General features: G+C 66.6%; 19 protein-coding genes and 4 pseudogenes. 10 read left to right on the top strand and 13 right to left on the bottom strand.

Going from position 1 to position 21,013, the window contains the following annotated elements; genetic code table 11:
• Positions 1-89 precede the first annotated feature (89 nt).
• Complete coding sequence (locus AB8735_RS37370) at positions 90-857, bottom strand: hypothetical protein (RefSeq protein WP_372412270.1); 768 nt, start codon at positions 855-857, stop codon at positions 90-92.
• Positions 858-901: 44 nt separating this feature from the next.
• Here AB8735_RS37370 and AB8735_RS37365 point away from each other — a divergent pair, with 44 nt between their 5' ends.
• The 4 genes and pseudogenes from AB8735_RS37365 to AB8735_RS37350 all read left to right on the top strand — a co-directional run bounded on the left by AB8735_RS37365 (position 902) and on the right by AB8735_RS37350 (position 4,843).
• A complete protein-coding gene (locus tag AB8735_RS37365) occupies positions 902-2,026 on the top strand; it encodes a hypothetical protein (protein WP_372412269.1) in 1,125 nt (374 codons plus the stop codon).
• 101 nt (positions 2,027-2,127) lie between these two features.
• Positions 2,128-3,807, top strand: a pseudogene (locus tag AB8735_RS37360) (ISAzo13 family transposase).
• A 245-nt stretch (positions 3,808-4,052) separates the two neighbouring features.
• A pseudogene (locus tag AB8735_RS37355) lies at positions 4,053-4,622 on the top strand (transposase family protein); the annotation flags it as partial.
• A 23-nt stretch (positions 4,623-4,645) separates the two neighbouring features.
• Entirely contained in the window at positions 4,646-4,843 is a 198-nt protein-coding gene (locus AB8735_RS37350; protein WP_372412487.1) for a hypothetical protein, read from the top strand.
• 174 nt (positions 4,844-5,017) lie between these two features.
• On the opposite strand, the gene AB8735_RS37345 is transcribed toward AB8735_RS37350, so the two are convergent.
• From AB8735_RS37345 to AB8735_RS37305, 9 genes are all read right to left on the bottom strand, one after another.
• Complete coding sequence (locus AB8735_RS37345; RefSeq protein ID WP_372412268.1) at positions 5,018-5,782, bottom strand: transposase family protein; 765 nt, start codon at positions 5,780-5,782, stop codon at positions 5,018-5,020.
• Between the two features lie 564 nt (positions 5,783-6,346).
• Positions 6,347-7,264 carry a UbiA family prenyltransferase gene (locus AB8735_RS37340; protein WP_372412267.1) on the bottom strand — a complete coding sequence of 306 codons (918 nt, stop codon included), beginning with the start codon at positions 7,262-7,264 and terminating at the stop codon, positions 6,347-6,349.
• A 213-nt stretch (positions 7,265-7,477) separates the two neighbouring features.
• Complete coding sequence (locus AB8735_RS37335) at positions 7,478-8,104, bottom strand: acetoacetate decarboxylase family protein (protein WP_372412476.1); 627 nt, start codon at positions 8,102-8,104, stop codon at positions 7,478-7,480.
• A 121-nt stretch (positions 8,105-8,225) separates the two neighbouring features.
• Positions 8,226-9,119: an SDR family NAD(P)-dependent oxidoreductase gene (locus AB8735_RS37330; protein ID WP_372412266.1), complete on the bottom strand. Its 894-nt coding sequence runs from the start codon at positions 9,117-9,119 to the stop codon at positions 8,226-8,228.
• Complete coding sequence (locus AB8735_RS37325; RefSeq protein ID WP_372412265.1) at positions 9,116-9,886, bottom strand: HAD family hydrolase; 771 nt, start codon at positions 9,884-9,886, stop codon at positions 9,116-9,118. Before AB8735_RS37325 ends, AB8735_RS37330 begins: the two co-directional genes overlap by 4 nt.
• A gap of 126 nt (positions 9,887-10,012) precedes the next feature.
• Positions 10,013-11,356, bottom strand: coding sequence for a cytochrome P450 (locus AB8735_RS37320; protein WP_372412264.1), 1,344 nt, complete (start codon positions 11,354-11,356; stop codon positions 10,013-10,015).
• Between the two features lie 154 nt (positions 11,357-11,510).
• Positions 11,511-12,323 (bottom strand): polyprenyl synthetase family protein, encoded by an 813-nt coding sequence (locus tag AB8735_RS37315; protein ID WP_372412475.1) that lies wholly within the window; start codon positions 12,321-12,323, stop codon positions 11,511-11,513.
• The gene (locus AB8735_RS37310; RefSeq protein WP_372412263.1) at positions 12,292-12,585 is read right to left on the bottom strand and encodes a hypothetical protein; all 294 of its coding nucleotides are present in this window, start codon (positions 12,583-12,585) and stop codon (positions 12,292-12,294) included. Before AB8735_RS37310 ends, AB8735_RS37315 begins: the two co-directional genes overlap by 32 nt.
• A 312-nt stretch (positions 12,586-12,897) precedes the next feature.
• Positions 12,898-13,488 (bottom strand): hypothetical protein, encoded by a 591-nt coding sequence (locus AB8735_RS37305; protein WP_372412262.1) that lies wholly within the window; start codon positions 13,486-13,488, stop codon positions 12,898-12,900.
• 304 nt (positions 13,489-13,792) lie between these two features.
• On the opposite strand from AB8735_RS37305, the pseudogene AB8735_RS37300 reads away from it, so the two are divergent.
• From AB8735_RS37300 to AB8735_RS37290, 3 genes and pseudogenes are all read left to right on the top strand, one after another.
• Positions 13,793-14,423, top strand: a pseudogene (locus AB8735_RS37300) (IS630 family transposase); the annotation flags it as partial.
• A 68-nt stretch (positions 14,424-14,491) separates the two neighbouring features.
• A pseudogene (locus AB8735_RS37295) lies at positions 14,492-15,402 on the top strand (IS3 family transposase); the annotation flags it as partial.
• A gap of 62 nt (positions 15,403-15,464) precedes the next feature.
• Complete coding sequence (locus AB8735_RS37290; RefSeq protein WP_372412261.1) at positions 15,465-15,680, top strand: hypothetical protein; 216 nt, start codon at positions 15,465-15,467, stop codon at positions 15,678-15,680.
• Between the two features lie 156 nt (positions 15,681-15,836).
• Here the strand turns inward: AB8735_RS37290 and AB8735_RS37285 are convergent, their stop codons facing one another.
• Both AB8735_RS37285 and AB8735_RS37280 read right to left on the bottom strand, forming a co-directional pair.
• Positions 15,837-16,112 carry a hypothetical protein gene (locus tag AB8735_RS37285; RefSeq protein WP_372412473.1) on the bottom strand — a complete coding sequence of 92 codons (276 nt, stop codon included), beginning with the start codon at positions 16,110-16,112 and terminating at the stop codon, positions 15,837-15,839.
• 605 nt (positions 16,113-16,717) lie between these two features.
• Entirely contained in the window at positions 16,718-16,873 is a 156-nt protein-coding gene (locus tag AB8735_RS37280; RefSeq protein ID WP_372412260.1) for a hypothetical protein, read from the bottom strand.
• A 255-nt stretch (positions 16,874-17,128) separates the two neighbouring features.
• Between AB8735_RS37280 and AB8735_RS37275 the strand changes: the two genes are divergently transcribed.
• Entirely contained in the window at positions 17,129-17,680 is a 552-nt protein-coding gene (locus AB8735_RS37275) for a winged helix-turn-helix domain-containing protein (protein WP_372412259.1), read from the top strand.
• A gap of 8 nt (positions 17,681-17,688) precedes the next feature.
• The gene (locus AB8735_RS37270) at positions 17,689-18,174 is read left to right on the top strand and encodes a transposase (RefSeq protein ID WP_372412472.1); all 486 of its coding nucleotides are present in this window, start codon (positions 17,689-17,691) and stop codon (positions 18,172-18,174) included.
• A gap of 46 nt (positions 18,175-18,220) precedes the next feature.
• Here the strand turns inward: AB8735_RS37270 and AB8735_RS37265 are convergent, their stop codons facing one another.
• Complete coding sequence (locus AB8735_RS37265; RefSeq protein ID WP_372408842.1) at positions 18,221-19,630, bottom strand: IS701 family transposase; 1,410 nt, start codon at positions 19,628-19,630, stop codon at positions 18,221-18,223.
• 571 nt (positions 19,631-20,201) lie between these two features.
• Between AB8735_RS37265 and AB8735_RS37260 the strand changes: the two genes are divergently transcribed.
• Positions 20,202-20,699, top strand: coding sequence for a hypothetical protein (locus AB8735_RS37260; RefSeq protein ID WP_372412258.1), 498 nt, complete (start codon positions 20,202-20,204; stop codon positions 20,697-20,699).
• Positions 20,700-21,013 lie beyond the last annotated feature (314 nt).

The following is a 21,013-nucleotide window of genomic DNA, read 5'->3' as shown; positions in this document are numbered from 1 at the left end:
TAACGTTGCTGCCTCACAACAGCGAAACCCGCGACCGGATGCTGGGCTGGATCGTGGCCCAGCAGCAGGCCGACGGTGGCTGGGGCGACTCACGAGTTCCCTGGGCGCGGGATCTGCCGACCGTGGCAGCTCTGCTCGCCCTGCACCGGCACCGTGCGTATCTCGAACAGGTACGTAGTGCGCTGTCGTTTCTCCACGCGCATGCTTCCCGATGGTGGAGCGATCCGCTGCCGCTGGACCTGCCTGTTGGCCTTGAGCTCACACTCCCCGCGCTGTTCGACGAATCCGCCAGCCACGGCCTCGATCTTCCATCGGCCCCATACGGGCCACTGCGCGCGTTGAGTGAGCAGCGTCGGCGCACCATCGGGGCCCTGGCACCGCACTCGCCCGGAACCCCGGCCGTGCATTCCTGGGAGGCCTGGGCCGACCAGAGCGCCATAGAACTTGTCGACGACAGCGGCGGGGTCGGCCACAGCCCCGCAGCGACCGTGACTTGGCTGCATCGCATCGGCGCCCTCGGCTCTGGCGCTGAACAAGGTCGCCGTTACTTGGTCAAAGCACAGGCCGCCACCCGCACCGACTGCTCGCTGCCCACTGTATGGCCCATCGGCAACTTCGAACGCGTCTGGATCCTGCATGCCCTCACGCTTGCCGGTCTGCTCACCCACCCCAACTTGCGCACCACCTGCACCGAGCAACTGACCCGCATCGAACGATCCCTCACACCCAACGGCATAGGGATGAGTGATGCCTTCATGGTGGATGGAGACATTACTGCCACTGCGGTCGCCACACTCCGGCTCGCGGGACGGCCCATCGACACCACTTTGATCGAGCAATTCCGTAAAGAGGACCACTTCGGCACAAGCTCACGTCAGCCGCCGCAGCCATCCTCGCTCTCATGCTCCATACGCAAAAAGGAACCAGGCTACTTGGAGAAGAAGGACCATTGGATACTTCCGCTATCAGTATTCCACCCGTCTATTGCCCGATCGCGTCGGCAATTCACCCTAATTCCGGGACCATCCAGGCCCGGTCCATCGAATGGATCACCGGTCTCGATTACTTCAGCCATCCGACCCGTCTTCCAAGGATCATCGGATCCCGGGCCGGACAACTCTCCGCCCGCCTCGCACCCGACGGATTCGACGACCATGTGCAGACCACTGCCGACGTCTTCACCTGGCAGTTCGCCTTCGACGACGACCGCTGCGACAACAGCGAACTCGGCCACGACTCCGACGGCTACCTCTGCCTGCTCGCTGAGCTTCTGGCCGTTACCAACACGCTCGACGCCGAACCACCCAGCGACGACCCGTACATCATCCTCCTGCATGGCCTATGGCGCCGCATCCGTGACCAGACCCCGCCGGGCCTGGCCCACCGCATCATGGATGCCAACCGCGAGTGGCTCGTCAGCATGGCCATTCAGGCCAGCAGTGCCGCCCGCGGCAACCGAAGTCTCAATCACTATGCCGTTTACCGCCAGTGGTCCGGAGCTCATCTGAGCACTTGCGCCAATCTCGAGAATTCCTATCGGGTCCACGTGCCACCTCAGGAGTTCCATTCCCCACGCGTCCGCGCTGCCACAGCAGCCGTCGGCCTCATTGTCTGCTGGGACAATGACCTGTTCTCCTACCACAAAGAGATCACAGGCCAACAGGTCGAGAATAACGCCCTGCTGCTCGTGATGGAGGAGCGGGGATGCTCGCTCCAGGAAGCCGTGGATATCGTCGTTGCTCAACGTGACCGCACCGCTTGCCTCTTCCTCAAACTCCGAGAACTCCTCCTGCCCACTGCCAGTCACGAGCTACATGAATACCTCAAGGCCCTCGGCCACTACATCCGAGGCTGCCTCGACTGGTATCTCACTACCCCCCGCTACACGCACATCGGGGGCTCTGACGGCTACGAGCGCTACGATTGCCTCACCCTCCCCGTCGGCTGGGCCGACACCCCTTCAGACTCCACCTTGGAACCGATCGAGGGCCTACCCGCTGTTGCCTGGTGGTGGGACCAGCTCTGATTTCCCGGAGTCTGTTCTTTTTACAGTCCCATCCAACCGGGTAGTTAGGGCCTGTAAAGAATCAACGCGTTGCTTCGCGGTTCTTCTGTCGTTGGTGTGGTATGCGCATACCGAGCGAGGTTCGTGACCAACTTTCCCTGAGATTTGGGGTGTTGTTCCCTCATCTCGATGAGCGGCAGCAGCGGCTGGTGCTGGCCACCGAGGCCCGGCTGCTGGGGCACGGCGGTGTCCGGGCCGTCGCGCGTGCCGCGGGGGTGAGCGAGACGACGGTGCGCAAGGGGGTCTTCGAGCTGGAGGGCGGTGAGGACCCGCTGCCCGAAGGCCGGGTCCGCCGGGACGGCGGCGGCCGCAAGAGCGCCGAGGAGCTCGACCCACTGCTCGTTCCGGCCTTGCTGGCGCTGGTCGAGCCGGACGAGCGGGGCGATCCGATGTCGCCGCTTCGCTGGACGACCAGGTCGCTGCGGTCCCTGGCCGGGGAGCTCGCCCGGCAGGGCCATGCCGCCTCGGCGCCGACCGTGGGCCGGCTGCTGCGGGAGAACGGATTCAGCCTGCAGGCCAACGCCAAGACCCTCGAGGGCGCCCAGCACCCCGACCGGGACGCGCAGTTCCGCTATATCAACGACCAGGCCAAGACCCATCAGGCGGACGGTGAGCCGGTGGTCAGCGTGGACACGAAAAAGAAGGAGATCGTCGGCCAGTTCAAGAACGCGGGCCGCCAATGGCGGCCGGCGGGCGATCCGGTGCGGGTCGCCACCCACGACTTCCCCGATGCGGAGCTCGGCCGGGCCGCCCCCTACGGGATCTACGACATCACCGCGAACACCGGCTGGGTCAGTGTCGGCTGCGACCACGACACCGCAGCCTTCGCGGTCGAATCGATCCGCCGCTGGTGGAACGGGCAAGGACGCCTCGACTACCCGGGCGCCACCCGCCTGCTGATCACCGCCGACGCCGGGGGCTCCAACGGCTACCGCACTCGGGCCTGGAAGACCGAACTCGCTGCCTTCGCCGCTGAGACCGGCCTGGCCGTCACCGTCTGTCACATACCTCCGGGCACATCGAAATGGAACCGGATCGAGCACCGGCTGTTCTCCGCGATCACGATGAACTGGCGCGGCCGCCCGCTGACCAGCTACGAGGTCCTCGTGCAGAGCATCGCCGAGACCACCACCCGCACCGGTCTCACCGTCCACGCCGAACTGGACCCCGGCCGCTATCCCACCGGGGTGAAGATCAGTGACACCGAGCTGAACGCGGTGCCGCTGACCGGACACGCCTTCCACGGGGAGTGGAACTACACCGTGCACCCCCACCCCGCCGAGCCAGCGAGCCCTGGCGAACCGGCCGCCGAACTCGACCGGGAGGCCCTGTCGCACCCCGCCCTGACCGGCATGACCAACACCGAACTCGCCGACCTGGCCACGGCCCTGGCCCCGGACTGGTAGACACTGCACGCACCCGACCACACCGCCCGACGCGACGGCGGCACCCGGCGCCGGGCCCCGGGCGGCGGCCGCAAAGCCAAACTCGACCTGGCCGACCGCGTCCTGGCCACCGTGCTGCACCAGCACCTTGGCCTGTCACCCGCCGTGCTCGCCCGCCTGTTCACCGTCAGCAAGGACACCATCCGCGAGGCCACCGGCGAGATCGGACAGCTGATGGACCAGCACGGGCACCCCCTCGGGCCCGCGGCGGCGCACCTGAGTACCCTGACCGGGCTCCTCGTCCACGCCGCCACACACGGCGTCACCCTCACACCACAGACGAAACCCACACCTTGATTCTTTACAGGCCCTTAGCGGATCTCCCCTGGTGGCAAGGGTGTTGGTGACCACTGCGTGGCGGTGTAGAGGCCGGGGCCGAGCTTGTGGATGAGGCCGTTCGCGGCCCAGCGGTTGAGTTGTCTGCACATGGAAGGTTGTTCAAAAGTCGGTGGATCACCGGTAGTTGATCGCTGACAGCAAGATCGGTCCCCTCGGCGTACCGTACGAGGTGTCACCGCAGGTACGGATGCTCGGGGGGACCGATGCGCTTCCACCGTACTACCGGACTGAGCCCGCATCAGCTGTCTCTGGTTATCGCAAGAGTGGAGCGGCGTCTGCCGGAGTGGGACCGTACGGCGGGGCGGCCGTGTGTGCTGCCGTTGTGGAAAGCGGTGGTCCTGCTGTGTTTCCTGCTGCGGCACGACGCGGTGCAGGAGACGGCCGGCGAGCTGTTCGGCGCCTCGCAGCCCACCGTCTCACGCTACGCGGCCGTGCTGCGGCCGGTGGTGCGCGACAGCCTCAAACGGCTGGGGTTCGGGATCGCCCGGCCGCCCCGCGGCGAGCCCGTCCTGGTGGACGGGTTCCTCGCCCCGTGCTGGGACTGGAAGGCCGCTGAACAGCTGTTCTCCGTGAAACACCGCCGCAGTGGCCACAACGTGCAGGTCATCTCCGACCTGCGGGGCCGGCTCCGGGCGGTGGGCAGACCGTTGCCCGGAGCCCGCCACGACTCCTACGCCTATACGGCCTCCGGGACGGAGGCCGCCGTCGGCGGACATCCCGGCCCCGGCGACAAGGGCTACCAGGGCAGCCACCTGCTGACCCCCTACAAGAAGCCCTGCACCGCCCACTCACCGACGTGGAGAAGGACTGCAACCGGGCCCACTCCTCGATCCGCTCCGCGGTCGAGCGCCGCATCGGCCACCTCGAGAACCGGAAGGCCCTCTCCGAGGACTACCGCGGCCCCCTCGACCGCTTCCCCGAAACCCTCGACACCGTCATCCAGCTCGAACCCCTCCGCACCCGGACCCCACCAAGATCAACCACTTCTGAATAACCTTCCAGCTGCCAGCCGTTCTTCCTGCCCACGGGGCCGAGGAGCCCTCGCACGTAGTCCCGCATCCGCCGCCGCAGGTCGACCCGGCCGAACCGGTGCCCCACCCGCAGCAGCACCCCTCCAGCTCCGAAGCCCACGCCCCGGGCGGCACATCATCTTGAGCCTTTTCCAACCTCAGCTGTGGGTGTGGAGGTTGAGGGTGAGGATGGCGTGGACAGTGGGGGTGATCCGGGTGGTGCTGCAGCGGAGCTTCCGGAGAAGCCGCCAGTTCTTGAGGGTGGCCATGGCGCGTTCGCCGATGGCGCGGATCTTCGCGTGAGCGCGGTTGACGGCCCGCTGGCCGTGGGAGAGGTTCTTCCGGCGGCCTCGGTAGGGGACGCGGACGGTGCCGCCGGCTCCCTGGTAGCCCTTGTCGGCCCAGCAGGTGACGCCGGCTGTGGCGAGGGCGTCGATGATGCCGTGCGTCCGGGCGGCCTTGATGTCGTGGACAGTGCCCGGCAGTGCTGGTGAGGCCCAGACGATCCGGCCGGCAGGATCGGTGACGACCTGCACGTTCATCCCGTGCCGCTTGTGTTTCCCGGAGTAGTAGGGCCGGTCCGCGGCCACGCGGTCGATGGGCAGGAGGGTCCCGTCGAGGATCACGAACGCCTTGCCGGCGGCCGTCTGTACCGCCTGCTGCAGGGTGGGGGCGAGGGCGGCCAGGACGTCGATGCCCTCGTGGACGTAGCGGCAGACGGTGGCGATGCCGATCGCGAAGCCCGCCGCGAGACGGGCGTAGGTGTCACCGCACCGCAGATGTGCCAGGACCACCAGCGCCTGCCGGCCCGCCGACAGTCGCCGCCACCGCGTCCCGGTCTCCCGGCGGCGCACCACCAGCTCACGGGCCAGGAACCGCAGGTGCGAGCTGGACAGATCGATCGCCGACGGGTAGACAAGCACACGAAGCTCCTGGCTGGACACGGTTGATCTTGGTCGACAACCCGTCTACCAGGAGCTTCGCCGTTCCGTCCAGCTCAGCACCCCCACTGCCCCACACCACACCACCAGGTTGGAAAAGGCTCACTACCTGGAGGCCATCCGCGCATGGATTCGCGGCAATCTGGACTGGGGAGCCCGCACTGCGCGGTACCGGACCGCACAGCATCGGACACGGAACGGACAGCCTGACTTCATCGCTGCCCTCGCCGCCGGCGGGCGATCGAGTCCGGCACTTCATGACAGTGGGGGGCTGGCAGCAGCACACCGCCGACCAGGTGCGCGCCGCCCTCGACCGTGTCATGCACCGCCTGCGCCATTCGGGCCTGCCCGCGAGAAGTTCTACAACCGCTGCCGACTGTGCAAGCACAAAGCCTTCGGCTACCTCACCCCAGCCGATACCCGACAACGACACCAACACGACCTGGCAGCATAAAGACCGAGTTTCCAAGATTACAGGGAAGCTTCAATACCCTTCTCCACCACTCCGCAGCCGCGACCAACCTCATCCAACGTTGCTAAGGACTTTCAAGAGAACCTTCCAGAGATGGCAATGGGCTGGAGTAGAAGTGTTGAGCACCACCAGAAACAGTATATTTGGTAGCTCCAGTGGTCGGACCTGGGGTTCTGGAAGATTAGGTAGCGCGTTGCACTGACCCAAATCACGGCACCTGGTATTCCGAGAGTCGCTTTCAGGTAGACTCCGGGGCACGGCCATGGCTGCGCGACGTATTGGATCAACGGAACAGCGAGGAGGAACGCCGCAATGAAGATTCGGGCCTTCTTTTCTCCCCAGATAATGGGCATCGTCCGTCGGCCAGCCAGCCGGTCACCGGCCACGTCGCGGATATCCTGATTATTACACCCGATTCCGACCAGCAGCGAGTTCACCGAAATCCACACCCACGGCAGTGCCACATGCGGTGAGATGATTTCCCAGGTGGCGGTGATCTCGACTGCAGCCCCCACGGTGATGAAAATGACGTTCTTGAAGAACCAATGGAGATATATACCGCGGAAATTATGAAGATGGATCATGGCGAGCCATGTCAGCGTGGGCCAAGGGGCGCCGAACAGGAAACCGGCGGCTACAAACAGGACATGGGTCGCGGCGGCGCGACGGGCCATCCATTGCCTCGTAACGAGCCCCATGGCGAGTGGGCGGTGGGGTTTATTTGCGCGATCCTCCTCGACACATATTAATTGATTCACGGTGGTGAATGCGTAAACATAGAGGAACCCGTAAACCAGCATCTTCAGGAGCAGTATCGGAAGCTCTCGCAGCGGGAACATCCCCACGAGAAATGCACTGCCCCCTATGCAGAGGTAAGGTATCACGGTAGTAGGCCAATCCCCTACCGTGACCCGCCAGGCCATGACAGCCTCAAATAGCAATCGATCGGCAACCCGCTTCATCGACCCCGAATTACTGATATCAACATCCACACCAAGTCCATTTCTGGCCACATTGCAACCATGTGAGGCCCGAAGGGTTTGACTGCCTGAATTGACGCATAACGCACTTCCTTCATGCGAACTCGGCGGCGAGTGATGGCGACCTGAGAAACGGCTGACGCGCGAGCTCGGCTTCGATTTCCGACATGAGTCCGGATGACTTCCAGGGGACGCCGATATCGGGTTACCCCCGGCCTGAGCGCGTCAATAGCGGAAGTGTGACCTTTCAGTGGGTCTCGGCTTGGCTGGTGATGGGGTATCGGCAGGCGGGCTTGGCAACGGGCCAAGGTGTTTGGGGGCGTGGGCCGTTATCCGTATCGGCGCGACGACCAGGCCGTAGTGAGCGCTGGTGCGGGCGAGCTGGGGCAGGTGGTCAGCCCACGCGGTTACCTTGATCGAGGCTGGCCGGATCCGGCCGCGCGCAGTGGCTGTTGCCAGCAGCAATGTGGAGTTGGCGTGGCCGAAGCCGCCCAGTCGTATCGGTACTACGGGGCCCCGCTGAGCCCGGGGGATGAGAGACAAGGCGGCGAGTTGCCCAGCGGCATCGGTGATGTGGACATGGTGGTCGGCCCAGGTGAATTCGGCCATCTGCTTGGGCAGTCCCCAGATTTGCCGGCCACCCCAGAGGGAGGCCCTGCTGTCGACCCAAATGTAGTGGACCCACATGCCGATGTGGTGGCCTCGGCGCATAAGGGAGGCCAGTGCGAATTCGTTGTAGCGAAGCGTGCCTTGCTGGTAGCGCATAAGTACGGCTGCGAGGGTCCGTGGACTGAACAGCGTCCGGAGCGGGGCCGGAAGGGGGCGAGCGGTGGTCAGGAGCCCACACCACATCTGCCCACGGGAGCGCCAGGGCGCGTTTGGGTAAGGTGTGAGCGGCAGGTGACCCGGGTCGGACATTGTGATCTCCTGTACCTGCGTGGTGGGCGGCCGGGCATGGGGCGCGCGGCTAGCTTTACTTCGGGCGGCCGGGTGTCGTGCTGGCTCTGGTCTGTGAGGCCCTCCGGGTGTCGCCGAAGTCGTGCCGGGCGTTGCCCCCGATGAGGGAAAGTTTGGTGACGAGGGACGGCATCAGGTCGAATGCTTTGATCGCTGCCGAGACGTAGGGCGGCACGTCGACAATGCGCCGTCGACGTTGGATGCCGTGCAGGATCGCCAGGGCTGCCTGGTGGGGAGTGGAGGCGGGCAGCAGGTCGGCGATCCGGGGCATTCGGTCTGGTGGTACGTGGTGACGGTGGAAGTCGGTCCCACTAATAACCCCGGGGCGGACCAGCATCACGTGTACTGGGGAATCAGCGAGCTCGATGGCGAGCATGCGAGTGTAGGCCTCAATGGCGGCCTTGCCTGCAGCGTAGGCGGCTGAGGGACCTCTGACGTAGGCGTGGCCGACTGACGAGCCGATGTTGATGATGTGCCCGCGGCCAGCTGCGCGCAGGAGGGGCAGCGTAGTGGTGACGGTGTAAACCATGGCGTCGAAGGCGGTGCGCATGGTCTTCTCGGCCTCGGTCACGCTCATCTGCTCGGTATCCGCCCAGCGGGTGAACATGGCGTTATTGACCAAGACGTGGGGGCCACCGTTGGCTTGGTAGATACCAGTTAACCAGTCCTGCATGTCCGAGAGGGAAGTGACATCGTAATGCGTCAGCCGGACCCGGTCGGCCCAGGACCTTGTGCGCAGCATGTCTTGTGCGGTGGCGAGGTGTTGGTCGGAGAGGTCGCAGGCGTGGACGATGGCGCCATGTTCGGCGAGTGTCTTGGTGAGTGCCCAGCCCAAGCCCTGGGCTCCGCCGGTTATCGCGCAGACCTGACCAGTTGGCCAGGCTCTTTCGTGATGGCGTCTGTTCTTCACCGACGTCTGCCCTTCCGCATGGCCGGTGCGGGCTCCGGTCTGCCAGGCAGCAGGAGAGCAGCCAGGTCGTCGAGGGCGGCCGCCACCCGCCAGGCGCTGCTGTGCAGGTGACGGGTGTGCGGGTGGGAGAGCAGTACGCCGTTGCCGGTGCAGGTGAACATAGCCAGGTCGTTGTCGCTGTCGCCGATGGCGAGGATGTTGGTCGGGTCGAGCTGGTGCAGTCGGCAGAAGTGGTGGAGTTGCCGATGTTTGAGCTCGGTGGCCCGGATGGTGACGCCAACTCCGGTGAGGGCGTCCGAGTCATCGAAGTCCAGGCAGGTGTTTGCGTAATGGTCGCGGACGCCAAGGCAGCTGGCGACGACACCCACGAACAGGTCGAACGAGCTGGAGATCAGGCTCACCTGGTAGCCGGTGTCCCGCATTCTGGCGATGAGGGCCTGGACGCTAGGCCGTAGCCTGGTTTCGATGAACATCGCTTGCAATTGAGGGCGGGTCACCGGGCCCCGGGAGAGCAGCAGGGTGAATAGCGCGGCCGCTGCCGTGGTGTGGCCGACGGTGCCTGCCCAGCAGGCACGGGTGAGCGTCGCGAATTCCTTCAGGGAACCACCCATTGCCCGGACGGTCTCGGTCACCGAGCTGCCCGTCATGAGGGTGCCACCGAGGTCCAGGGCCGCCCCGCCGAAGCAGCCTGCGCCGGTCCGGGCCAGGCGCGGCTGCCAGTCTCGGGCAAGCGTGCGGCACGGCCAGGCTCCCGATGTCGCGCTCATGCCCTTACTTCCCTTGTGGTAGACGGTCGCATGGGGCCCACAGGCCACCGGCCGCAGGGGCATCCTCTGGCCAGTGCCCCTGCGGGCAGTACTCGTTCGCGGGCGGCCACAGCTGTCTCATCCCAGTCAGTTCCGGCGCTGGTGGATGCGTGTCGTGAAGGCGCTGGGGCGCATCGTCGCCCGCGGGACGGGTTGGACCGGCTTGCCGGGCATGGGCTCAAGGCGGCAGCGGGCGGTGATGAGAGCCAGCACCAAGGTGTCTTCAACGAGCGCGAACTCGTCCCCGATGCACTTGCGGGCGCCGCCCCCGAACGGGACATATGTGCCGCGCGCGGGCTGGGTCTCCCCGCCATGAAGCCAGCGCTCGGGTGCGCACTCGCTGTCTTCTCCGGGAAGCGCTGGGTGGTGATGACTCAGATAGGCGCTGTAGAAAACGCTACTTCCGGCGGGGACACTGCAGCCCGCGAGTTCCGTGTCGCAGGTGGCGATGCGGGAGAACAGCCACGCGGGCGGGTGGATACGGAGCGCCTCAAGGATGACAGCGCGGGTCAGTGCGAGGCGCGGCAGGGCGTCCCAGCCCAGGGGCCCGCTCTCGAGTGCAGTCTCCACCTCGGTTTCCAGGCGGCGGGTCAGTTCTGGCCGGGTGGACAGGAGGTGCAGGGCCCAGGAGAGGGTTGCGGCTGCAGGCGATGTCCCGGCGAGGAAAAACTGGAGGACCTGGTCGTGGATCTCGGCGTCCGACAGCGTGCCCCCCTCCTCATCGCGCGCCGACAGCAGCATGGACAGCATGTCGCCGTGGTCGGTTCCACCGGCCCGGTAGGACTTGATGATCTCGGCAGTGGCCGCATGGATCTCGTGCACCGCGTGCTGGTAGCGCCGGTTGGCTGGTAGGGGCAGGCGCGTAACCAGCCCGGTCGGGTCGAGGTAGCGCCAGTAGAGCCCGGCGAAGTAGACCACCATGAGGTCGCAGAGCTCTTCGGCGCGGATGCGGACAAGGTCGCTGGAGAAGAACGCGCGGGCCGCGATCCGGTTCGTGATGTGGAGCATCCGGGCGTTGACATCGATGACGTCGCCGTCCCGCCAGGTGCCGATCTCGGCGGTGGCCTGCTCCACCATGATGCTGGCATACCGCGCGAGCTGCTCCTTGTGAAACGCCGGCTGCACCAAACGCCGCTGCCGCCGGTGCAGCGTACGCTGACAGGTGAGGAGGCCGTCACCGCCCAGCTCCCTGCCTCTGTCATAGACAGGACCGCCCTTGTCAAAGGTACGGTCATCAGTGAGCAGGTGGTGGACAGCATCCGGACTGCACACGACATACGCCTGTCTACGACCGAGACGGATACATACCACGTCACCAAATGCAGGAAGTCCGGTAATGAACTCCAAAGGCCGGAATGCCAGTTGCAGCGCATGGCCGACAAAAGGCCGTGCGCCAGGCGCAGTCGGCGGTGTCACGAGTGTGGTGGTCATGGGGTACCCCCAGTGTCTTGTTCCGTACTGATCCCCGGCTTAGGGACATCGGCAAGGAATCTGCCCGGTGCTTTCCCCGCGCGTTCGATGACCGCGCAGCAGCCAGGGGAATCGGCGGGCAGCGCCCGACGACGGGCGTGCGGTAGTGGTGTGTTCATGTGGTCCTCGTGAGGGCAGCGTGGGATAAGTCCCGCAGAGCAGTGGTCACAGCGGGTGGGAACGGGGCATAGTCCAGGGCCTGCTGAGCCTGGGCATGACGCGTCTGAATCATGTGCTCGACCCGGTCGCGGGCGCCGGTGGAGGTGAGGAGTTCGCGTACACGGTCGGCACTGTCCTCGTCCAGGTCCGGATCTCCGACCAGGGCGCGCATAATGCGCTGCTCATACGGTTCGGCGTACTGCAGAGCAAGAGCGATCAGAACAGTGTGTTTGCCTTCGCGCAAGTCGTCCAGGTTGGGTTTGCCGGTCCGGTCCGGGTTGCCGTAAACCCCGAGGAGGTCGTCGCGAAGCTGGAACGCCTCCCCGAGCGGGAGAGCATAAGCAGTCAGGGCCTGCCGGATACCGGCTCTGGCTCCGGCGAGGGCGGCGCCGAGGTGCAGGGGACGTTCGATGGTGTATTTGGCGGTCTTGTAGCGGGCTTTCCGCAGCGCGGCGTCCACGTCGGGGGTGGGATGTCCAGTGGCGAGGAGGTCGAGGTACTGGCCGTACATCGCCTCGGACCGCATCGCATCCATGACTGGGAGCGCAGCGCACAGCTGGACCGGGGTGAGGCCGGCGGTGTGCAGCAGCTCATCCGACCAGGTGAAAGCCAGATCGCCGAGGAGGACAGCGGCGCTGGCGCCAAGTTGTGCGGCGTGAGAGTGGTCGGAGTGACGATCGGTAAAGGCGCGGTGGACCGTCGGGCGCCCCCGGCGGGTAGCGGAGTGGTCCATGACGTCATCGTGGATGAGCGCGAACGTGTGGAACATCTCCAGCGATGCGGCTGCCTTCAAGACCGGGGGCCAGGCTCCCCCGGCCACCGGCAGCGTGCCAGCCGATGACGCACAACAGCGGCCTGATCCGCTTGCCGCCGACAAGGAAGGAACGCAGTACATCAGTAGCTTCCTCGGGCAGACGATGACTGACGGCGACTTGTGCTTTGTCCATGAGGAAGTCGTCCACGACCGTGTCGATGGTGCGGCGGATGCCATCCAGTCCCAGTGATGCCGTGGCGCGGGTGGAGACGGTCACGGTCCCTCCTGGCAGTCGGTGCTCTCGATGCCGGGCCTGCCCGTATCGGGCGGCCGAAGGTTCGGGCCCCGCAGTGGCCCCTTGCTAAACCGAAGAAAACAGTGCATGGCACGATCGCGGATCTCTAAGGCGGTTCTGAATGCCTGCTGTGCGGGGCGACCACAGGCGGGTTGAATCGTTACGAACGCAGCAGAGCGTTCTTCTGCCTCTGCAGCCTTTAAACAGACAGCTGACGGGACAGCAGACAGCATGGATCTCATCGGTGCGGTGGCGTGCATCATCGCTTCCTAGCAGATTCCGGCGGATGTGGGTTTACGCTGTGGACAATCGGCCTGCGCACGAGCCGAAGAGCTGGCCACCGGAAGCTGTACCCACCCCGAAGGTGTCATTTAGCACCTTGGCGAAGCCAGCGGTGAAATTTAAATCTGCTGTTCCGTCCACGGCGAGCTTGACTGGCAGAATGGACACCACCTTCGGGTTGATTTGTGGGGGCGTCGGGTAATCGAGAGCAGCCATCCGGAGGCCCATCGAGTTGGCCGGAGACTTGACGAGATAGGTGAATCCGCTAATGGGAGCCTTGGCTTGGCCATCGGACACTTCGACGACACCCCCCTTGCCGTCGCTGAGTGTAAAGCCGCCCCTGAGGTCCACCGTCATGGTGATCGCGGCACCCAGTTTCGCCGGGTCCACAGCTAGAGCGATCGGATCTCCCGCGACATCAACGGTCCCCGTGCCGCCTGTCAGGGTGAATGACGACGGAGTGCTCCCGGGTGCGGCTGCCTGGAAGGTGATGCCAGCCTTTGTCCACGAAACGGTGCAGTCCCCGGACATGCTCGCCACATCGAACGAGACGGTGTCAGATCCGTAAGCCAGCTGACCAGCGACCAATGCGCCTGTCAGCACGGCGATTCCTACAGTTGCCCCTATTCGGCGCATACGAAGCTCCCTAAGCCAAGGGACAGCAGCCGTCCAGGAACACTCTTGGAGAGCGACGCCCTTCCTGCACTTCCTGGGCGTCCGAACGCGTGAGCCCATCGGTTCTCAGCTCGACTCTGTCGGTGATCTCATAGTTTCCCGGTGCGGCAGATAGTCAACGGGCACGCTTATTGATCCGAAACGGTTGGGGTTCTGATTCGTTGATCGCGGTGTGAGTGAACTGGTGGGGGATGCACAGCACTTGTCGCCGTCCGCGCAGGAGGCCTTGCGGTTGCGGGCGGTGGCCGCGCTGGTCGAAGGCCGGACCCGTGAGGATGTCGCGGCAGTGTTCAAGGTCTCGCTGAAGGCGGTGGACGGCTGGTGGGCGAGGTGGCTCTCGGGCGGGCGTGAGGCGCCCACCGCGCGCCGGAAGGGGAAAGCGGGTGGGCGAGCACCAGGTACTGTCCGGCCCCGAGCAGGCGGCGGTCCGTCAGGCCGTTCTCGATCACCGGCCCTGTGACCTGGGGCTTCAGGGTCAGCTGTGGACGCGTGGCCAGGTGGGTGCGCTGATCGCGAAGCTGTACCGGTTCCGGCTGACCGAGCAGGGAGTGGGCAAGTACCTGCGCCGCTGGGGGCTGACGTTCCAGCGCCCGGACAAGCGTGCCGTCGAGCAGGATGCCGAGGTGGTACATGTGTGACGGGAGGAGATCTGGTCGGCCATCCGCGCGAGGGCGAAGGCCGAGGGCGCCGAGGTCCTGTTCGCCGACCAGGTCGGCATCCGGTCCGACCACCTCACCGGCCGCACCTGAGGCGAGAAAGGCCGCACCCCGGTCGTGCGCCGCAGCGGTCGGCGGTTCTCGGTCAACGCCATGTCCGCGATCAGCACGAGGGGCCGGATGCACTTCATGGTCTTCACCGGGACCGGGGGCTCCCCCTGTGGGGTGGACGCCTCGATCGGCCCGTGATCAGGGCCGGGGAGGAGTCATCTCGTATGGTGATGAAGGTGTACTCGCCGGAGTTCAAGGCGGATGCTGTCGCGCTGTACCTGTCGGACCCGGACCACTCGCTGATGCGGGTGGCGAAGGACCTGGGAGTGAGCCGGGGCACGCTGCGGGACTGGGCAAGGGCTGAGCGGTCTCGCCGCGGCGAGCACAGCACGACCAGGAAGACGATGAAGGAGCCGGCGGCCGTGGACGAGACGACACGGGAGGAACTGGAGGCCGGGATAGCGGCCCTGCGCGCGGAGCTGAAGGCCGTGCGGAAGGAGAACACGACGCTGGCCACCGGGCGGGACATCCTGCGCAAGGCGACGAAGTTTTTCGCCGCAGAGATGAATTGGTGAACCGCTGCCGTTTCATCGAGGACCACCACCGCGCCTGGGGCGTGAAGCGGTTGTGCCAGGTACTGGAAGTCGCCCGTTCCAGCTTCTACAAATGGCGGCGCGGGCGCGCGGGATGTGCCGAGAGGGAGCGTGCGGACCAGGCCCTGGCCGGCAGGATCCGGGGCATCCATGCGGACTCGGACGGCACCTACGGTGCCCCGCGCATCACCGCCGAGCTGCGGCAAGCGCATGGCATGCGGATCAACGAGAAGAAGGTCGCCCGCGTCATGCGCAAGTTCGGCATCACCGGCCTGCACCTGCGCAAGACGGTCCGCACCACCGTGCCCGAACCGTCCCCGGCACCAGTGCCGGACCTGCTGCAGCGCGACTTCACCGCCAACACCCCGAACACGAAGTATGTGGGCGATATAACGTATCTGCCGGTCGGGGACGGGAAGTTCCTGTATTTGGCGACGGTGCTGGATCTGTGCTCGAAGCGCCTGGCGGGCTGGTCGATCGCCGACCACATACGAACCGAGCTGGTCACCGACGCACTGCGGGCAGCCGCCCGCACCCGCGGCGGGAACAAGCCCTGGCAGGGGCGTCCATCCGCGAGCACGAGGTATACGCCCGCCGCTACCAGATGGAGCTGACGGCCAGCCAACACGTACGGGAATGCACACAGGCGACCCTGACGGCCCTGCTCGAATACCGTGACGAAGTCGCCTCCGGCACCCGCTGGAACCACCTCCGATGCACCGCCCGCCGCGAGCAATTCCGCGCATCCCAGCAACGCCTGCTCCAGGCCATGCGCACCGACCTCACCACCGGCCGGGACGGGGCACCACCTCCGCTGTAACCCAGCCGTCGGTGGTGCCCGCTCCCGGATTCCACGGGCAGCATCAGCCCGATGGCCCATCCGCCGCGTTCGCATGGCTCCCCCGCGGGCACGCCCGGACGGCTCTCCGTTGTGCCCTCCCGGATTCCCGCACGAGCACCAGCTCGCCGCGGCGGTTCAGGGGGTGTCGCCGACCCAGCCCCAGCGGTACCGGTCGCCGGGGCGCGGGTCGTATATCGCCCGCCCGCCGGCGCCGAAGCGCCCGAGCTCCGTCTGGAGGGCGGCGCCGGTGTCGATCTCGTCCGGCGTCCAGCCGGTGACGTCGAGCAACAGGCCGTCCAGCGGTCCACCGACTAGCTCGGCGTAGTCCCGTCCCGGCTGCGGGCCCGGCCGGGGATCGTCATGGTCCGCGCCGTAGACCCGGCCGCGCACCAACTCCTCATCCCTGTCCATGTCCATGCATCCCAGCCTCGCAGCCACCACCGACAGCCAGGAGCCGTCGGTGGTACTCGGCGGGCCCGACACCGACGCGGGCATCCGGGCGATCGACCGGTGCGTACGGCAGGGAGTCCGGGCTGGAGAATGTGCCCCGATGGATCGTCTGAATCGGGGTGTTACCGTGTGATTTTGGTGCGGCGGCCGTAGCCTCGTGGTCAGACGCTCTGGTGGTGGGTTGTGTCATCTTCTACGGCTGGAGCGTGCAGGGCCCCTGGTCCGGTCCTTCCGGTTCACCCGGGCCGGGGCCCGCTCGACCGGCATTCGCAGCCGGGCATGTGCCCTGTTGACGGCTTCTGAGGGGCCCCGAAGTTTCCGATGGTCAAGCTCCGGACAGTCTTCGCCGGTGACCCGCACTGCAACTCCGGGAATGTCACCACCAGTAACGTATTCCAAAATCGAAGGAGTTCGCCAGCTCACCTTCACGCCCCCTCAAGGCCAGCCTGTAACGGGTGCGGTCGGGAAATGGATAGCCGACCGCTGACGCGGTTGAACCCAGCAAAGCCGCGGGGCCATTCGCACCAGGCCCGCCTGTCGGCCCCACTTGGCGGCTTCGCCTGGTCTCACTTGGCGAAGAACCCCGCCAGCGACTGCACCGTCCCCGCCCGGCGGGTCGACTGGGAGAACCGCGCCCCATCCACCTCGTGGATCTCGATCGCCTGGCGCAACCAGAACGACTGGCGCAACTCCGGCGCCCGGGCCACCTCGAACACTTCCATGAGCCTGGCCACACCGTGCCATATGCGGGCAAGAAACTCGACTGGGCCAGCCTGCGGGCCTATCTCGCCGCCACCGCCTGGCCATGACCGAACTGCGGCCGGACGTTCTCGGCTCCTGCCGCTCGACCCGCGACTCCGCGGCTGTTACTGACGTCGGCTCGTCAGGGTGATCTTTGGCGAAGTTGCTGATGTGTCGGGGGCGTTGTCTGTATCTCGTGGTGTGTGAGATACGCGGATGGGGGCGGGCTGACGGCTGTGGGACGTCGGCGCCGCGAGGCCGTACGTATGCAGGCGGCTGAGTTGTTCGAGCAGAAGATCAAGCCGCCGGAGGTCGCACGGCGCCTGCGGGTGAGCGTGAAGTCGGCCTACCAGTGGCAGCGGCTGTGGCACCAGGGCGGCTTCGACGCCCTGGCTTCACGAGGCCCCAGTGGCGGCCGGTACCGACTGTCGCCACGCTGCCTGGAGAAACTCGCGGCGTATCTCGATGAGGGCCCGGCCGCGCACGGCTGGGTGGAGGACCAGGTGTGGACCGCGGCGAGGGTGGCCACGCTGATCGGCAGGAAGTTCCACATCTCCTACAGCGTCTCGGGCGCCACGCGGCTGATGCGCCGGCTCGGTTTCTCCCCGCAGGTGCCCGCGCGGCGGGTGGCCGAGCGCGACGAGGAGGCCGTGAAGGTGTGGAAGGAGGCGACCTGGGCGGAGGTAAAAGAGCCCGGGCGGCCTGCGGGGGCTACCTCTGCTTCGAGGACGAGGCAGGCTTCACCCGCCGTCCGCCCAGGGGACGCACCTGAGGTCGGCGCGGCGTGACGCCGGTCGTGTCGGTCAGCGGACGCAGGTCGGGTCGGCTGTCGGTGGCCGGGCTGATCGCCATGCGACCCGGCTCGCGCACCCGGCTGTGCCACCGGCTGATCTTGCACCCGGCGGGCAAGGGCGGACGTCGCAGCATGGGCGAACGCGACTTCATTGCGCTGATCGACGGCGCCCACCAGCTCGTCAAGGCGCCGATCGTGCTGGTGTGGGACCGGCTCAACACCCACGTCTCCCACGCCATGCGCAAGTTGATCGACCAGCGCGAGTGGCTGACGGTGTTCCTGCTGCCCGCGTACTCGCCCGACCTGAATCCGGTCGAGTGGGTGTGGGCGCACGTCAAACGCAGCCTGGCCAACCTCGCCGTCGTCGCTCTGGACCGCCTGGAGACGCTCGTCCGCAACCGGCTCAAACGTCTCCAATACCGGCCCGGCACCCTCAACGGCTTCATCGCTGGAACCGGCCTCGCCCTCGACATCCCAACGTCACCCTGACAAGCCGAAGTCAGTATCGGTAGTTCGTTAAACCCGGCGGTAGAGATCAATGCCGTGGCCGGTGGTGACCGCGTTGATCAGGGCCTGGAGTTCGGCGGGTGGGTCTTTGTCGGTCCAGGCTCGCCACCAGCGATTGAGGGTGACGGCGGGGGTGAGCCAGGAACGGATGGCGCGCAAGGCCCTGGGCCAGCAGGGAGGTTGGGGCTGGTGGGGTATGGCTGGTCCCCCTCTCTGGCCGGTCGTCGGGGCACGGGTCCGACGCGGAGGCGTCCATGGGTCCGGGTGGGGCGAACCACTGGTCCCAGCAGAAGGAGAAAGCGCAGTTGACCAGTGTCTGGTGATGGCGGATGGCGCGGTCGGAGCGGACTTGGAAGTCCGCCCAGCCGAGCTCGTCCTTGATCTGCTTGTAGCTCTGCTCGATCCACGGCCGCAGGCCGTAGAGGCGGACGATCTCGGCGAGATCGGCAGGCGGGTGCGTACTGGCAGCGGCGTGGGGCGCGTCGGGATGGGGCAGGTTGGTGGACAGGTACCAGGTGGCCTTCGGCGGCAGGGTGGCCGGATCGGTGGTCGCGGCGACGAGCCGGCAGGGTGAGTCGGGCCCGTAGCCGCCGAGGCGGGTGTCGGCGGCCCACCAGGTCTCGGTGTGCCCGTCGCGGAAACAGCGCTCAACGCGCGTCCAGTCGCCGGGACGATCGGCATCCCGCCAGGTCAGAGCATGGGCGGCGTCGATGGGGGTGTGCGGCTGGTGGGCCGGAGCCCAGGTGCCGTTGCGGGGTTTGAGGGCCACCACGTAGGCCAGCCCGGCCTCGCGCAGTGCGAAGTACCAGTCGTCGCTGACGGAGTAGGCGCAGTCGGCCACCACCGCCCGGCAGCCGAAGCCCGCCGCCTTGCCCCGGGCCGCGAGGGCGGCGGCCAGCTGCGGTTTGGTGCGGAAGTCCGGATCGGACCGGCCGCGCGGGAAGTGGTGGGCGGGCGTGTAGGGCTGTGCGTGCAGCGGGTAGTACACGCGTCCGTCGGTCCATACCGTGGTCACGGTGACGATGCCGTTGTCGGTCTTGCCCAGCCGGCCCAGCCACTGCCGCCCCACGTGCGCGGTCGCGGTGCCGGCCTTGCGGTCCCCGGAATCGTCGATCACGATGACCCCGCCGTCGTGCGGGGCGGTCGCCGCCTGGCCGCGCAGCAGCTCAAGGCGCCGGTCGTTGACCTGCCCGGCCTCCCAGGCGGACTCGGAGAGGAAGAACTGCAGCCGCTGCACCGCCGCCGTTCCCGCAGCAGTGACCGGTTCCGCTCCGGCCAGGCAGGTGAGCGTCTTGTTCCGGTCCCGCGGCGCCAGCAGCCCGGCCAGGTACTCGCGAAACCCGCGCCGTTGCGCGAGACTGACGAAGAGGTCATCGAACCGGGCCGCGTACTCCTCCAGCGGTCCCGGCGCAGGCGGACACGGACGACGAGCGGTCATCTCCAGCCCCCAGCACGGTGGTTGGCTCCCTACCACCGCCCTACGGCCAGCCCGCCCGGCCGTCAACCCCAACTACCGACGGGTTTAACGAACTACCGGTATCGAGCAGGACGGCGATCTTCGGGCCGACGCGGCCGACTCCACCTCCCTGACCGTGCTGCTGGGCTGGCTGATGGCCTGGGAGGACGCCGGGCGGCCCGCCCCGACACCTACATCCCAGCCCTGGTCCTAACCTGGAAGGCAGTGTCACCGGCGGCGGCTGGGCGGGGTGGCCTTGAGTAGGGTCGGGGACTGGCGCGGTGGCTGATGCTCCGTTTCCAGTGCCCGCTGCTTCAAACCGGGCCTGTGGTTCTCCCGCACCCGGCTTACCGACATCGTTCGCCGACTGGCATGCGCTGTCTCCCTGCGACCCGAGCCGGGTGGTCCACCCGTAAGTAAAGCGGGTACCCCAGTTCCTGCCTCGCAGTCCGTGTTTTCGGCTGGCGAAGATCGCCAGCCGCTCGCGGACGTAACCGTCGGCTGCGTTGAACGTCCACCTGGAGGCCGCGAGCGTCGCTGGCGCCCGGATTTCGTGGCGCGCACGGCCAACGGTGTACGTGAGGTGCTGGTGCTAAAGCCTCCTGGTGAGGAGAGCCTGCCTGCGGCGAGACTTCAGGTCCTGCAGGCGGTGGCGCAGGCCGCCGGGTGGCGGGTGCAGCAGGTGCGTGAGCCGTCGGGCCCGCGCGGGCGCAATCTCGCGTGGCTGGCCGGCTACCCGTTTCCCACAGGCGACGAGGACGGCCAAGGCCGGACACTGCTGGAGGCATTCAGGAAGCCGACGGGCCTGCGGCCGGGCGTGGCGGCGAGCGGTCTGCCCGCGCTGACGGGGCTGGACTGCGCCTACCACATGCTCTGGCAACGGCGGTTGCTGTTCGACACCTGCCAGCCGCTGCCGCCCGATACCGTGGCACATCAGTTCGAAGCAGCCCCGAGCCGCTTAACGAATCCCTCCACACCCAGAGGGGATGGACAATGGCGCTGTCTTTGCTGGCTCTCTTTCTGTGGGCGTGGCCTGCTCCTGGGGTGGTGAGGTGGAGGGTGTGCCGGTGGTCTGGGGTGTGCCTGGCGTGTACTTGCACGGCTTGAGTAAGGGGAATTGTCATGTTGTGTCCTGAACGTGAAGGAAGCCTCGATGTAGAACGAGTCGTCTGAAAGCGGTGCTGTGCGGAAGATGAAGGTTTCGTGGCCCTTCGGAGCCGCCCTGCGGGGGGAGGCTCCAAACCGCCTCATGCTGCGTTGGATTGAAGACCGTCGTGGTGAGCGATGAGGAGAAGGCGCCCTTGACGGCGTCAGGTGGGGACCGGGAAGGCGAGCGCAAGCGAACCACTGCCGAAGCGTCGTAAA

The organism is Streptomyces luteireticuli (assembly GCF_041519305.1).
GTDB lineage: Bacteria > Actinomycetota > Actinomycetes > Streptomycetales > Streptomycetaceae > Streptomyces > Streptomyces luteireticuli.
Note: the sequence above shows the minus strand (reverse complement) of the source record. Positions and strands in the feature narration are given on the sequence as shown.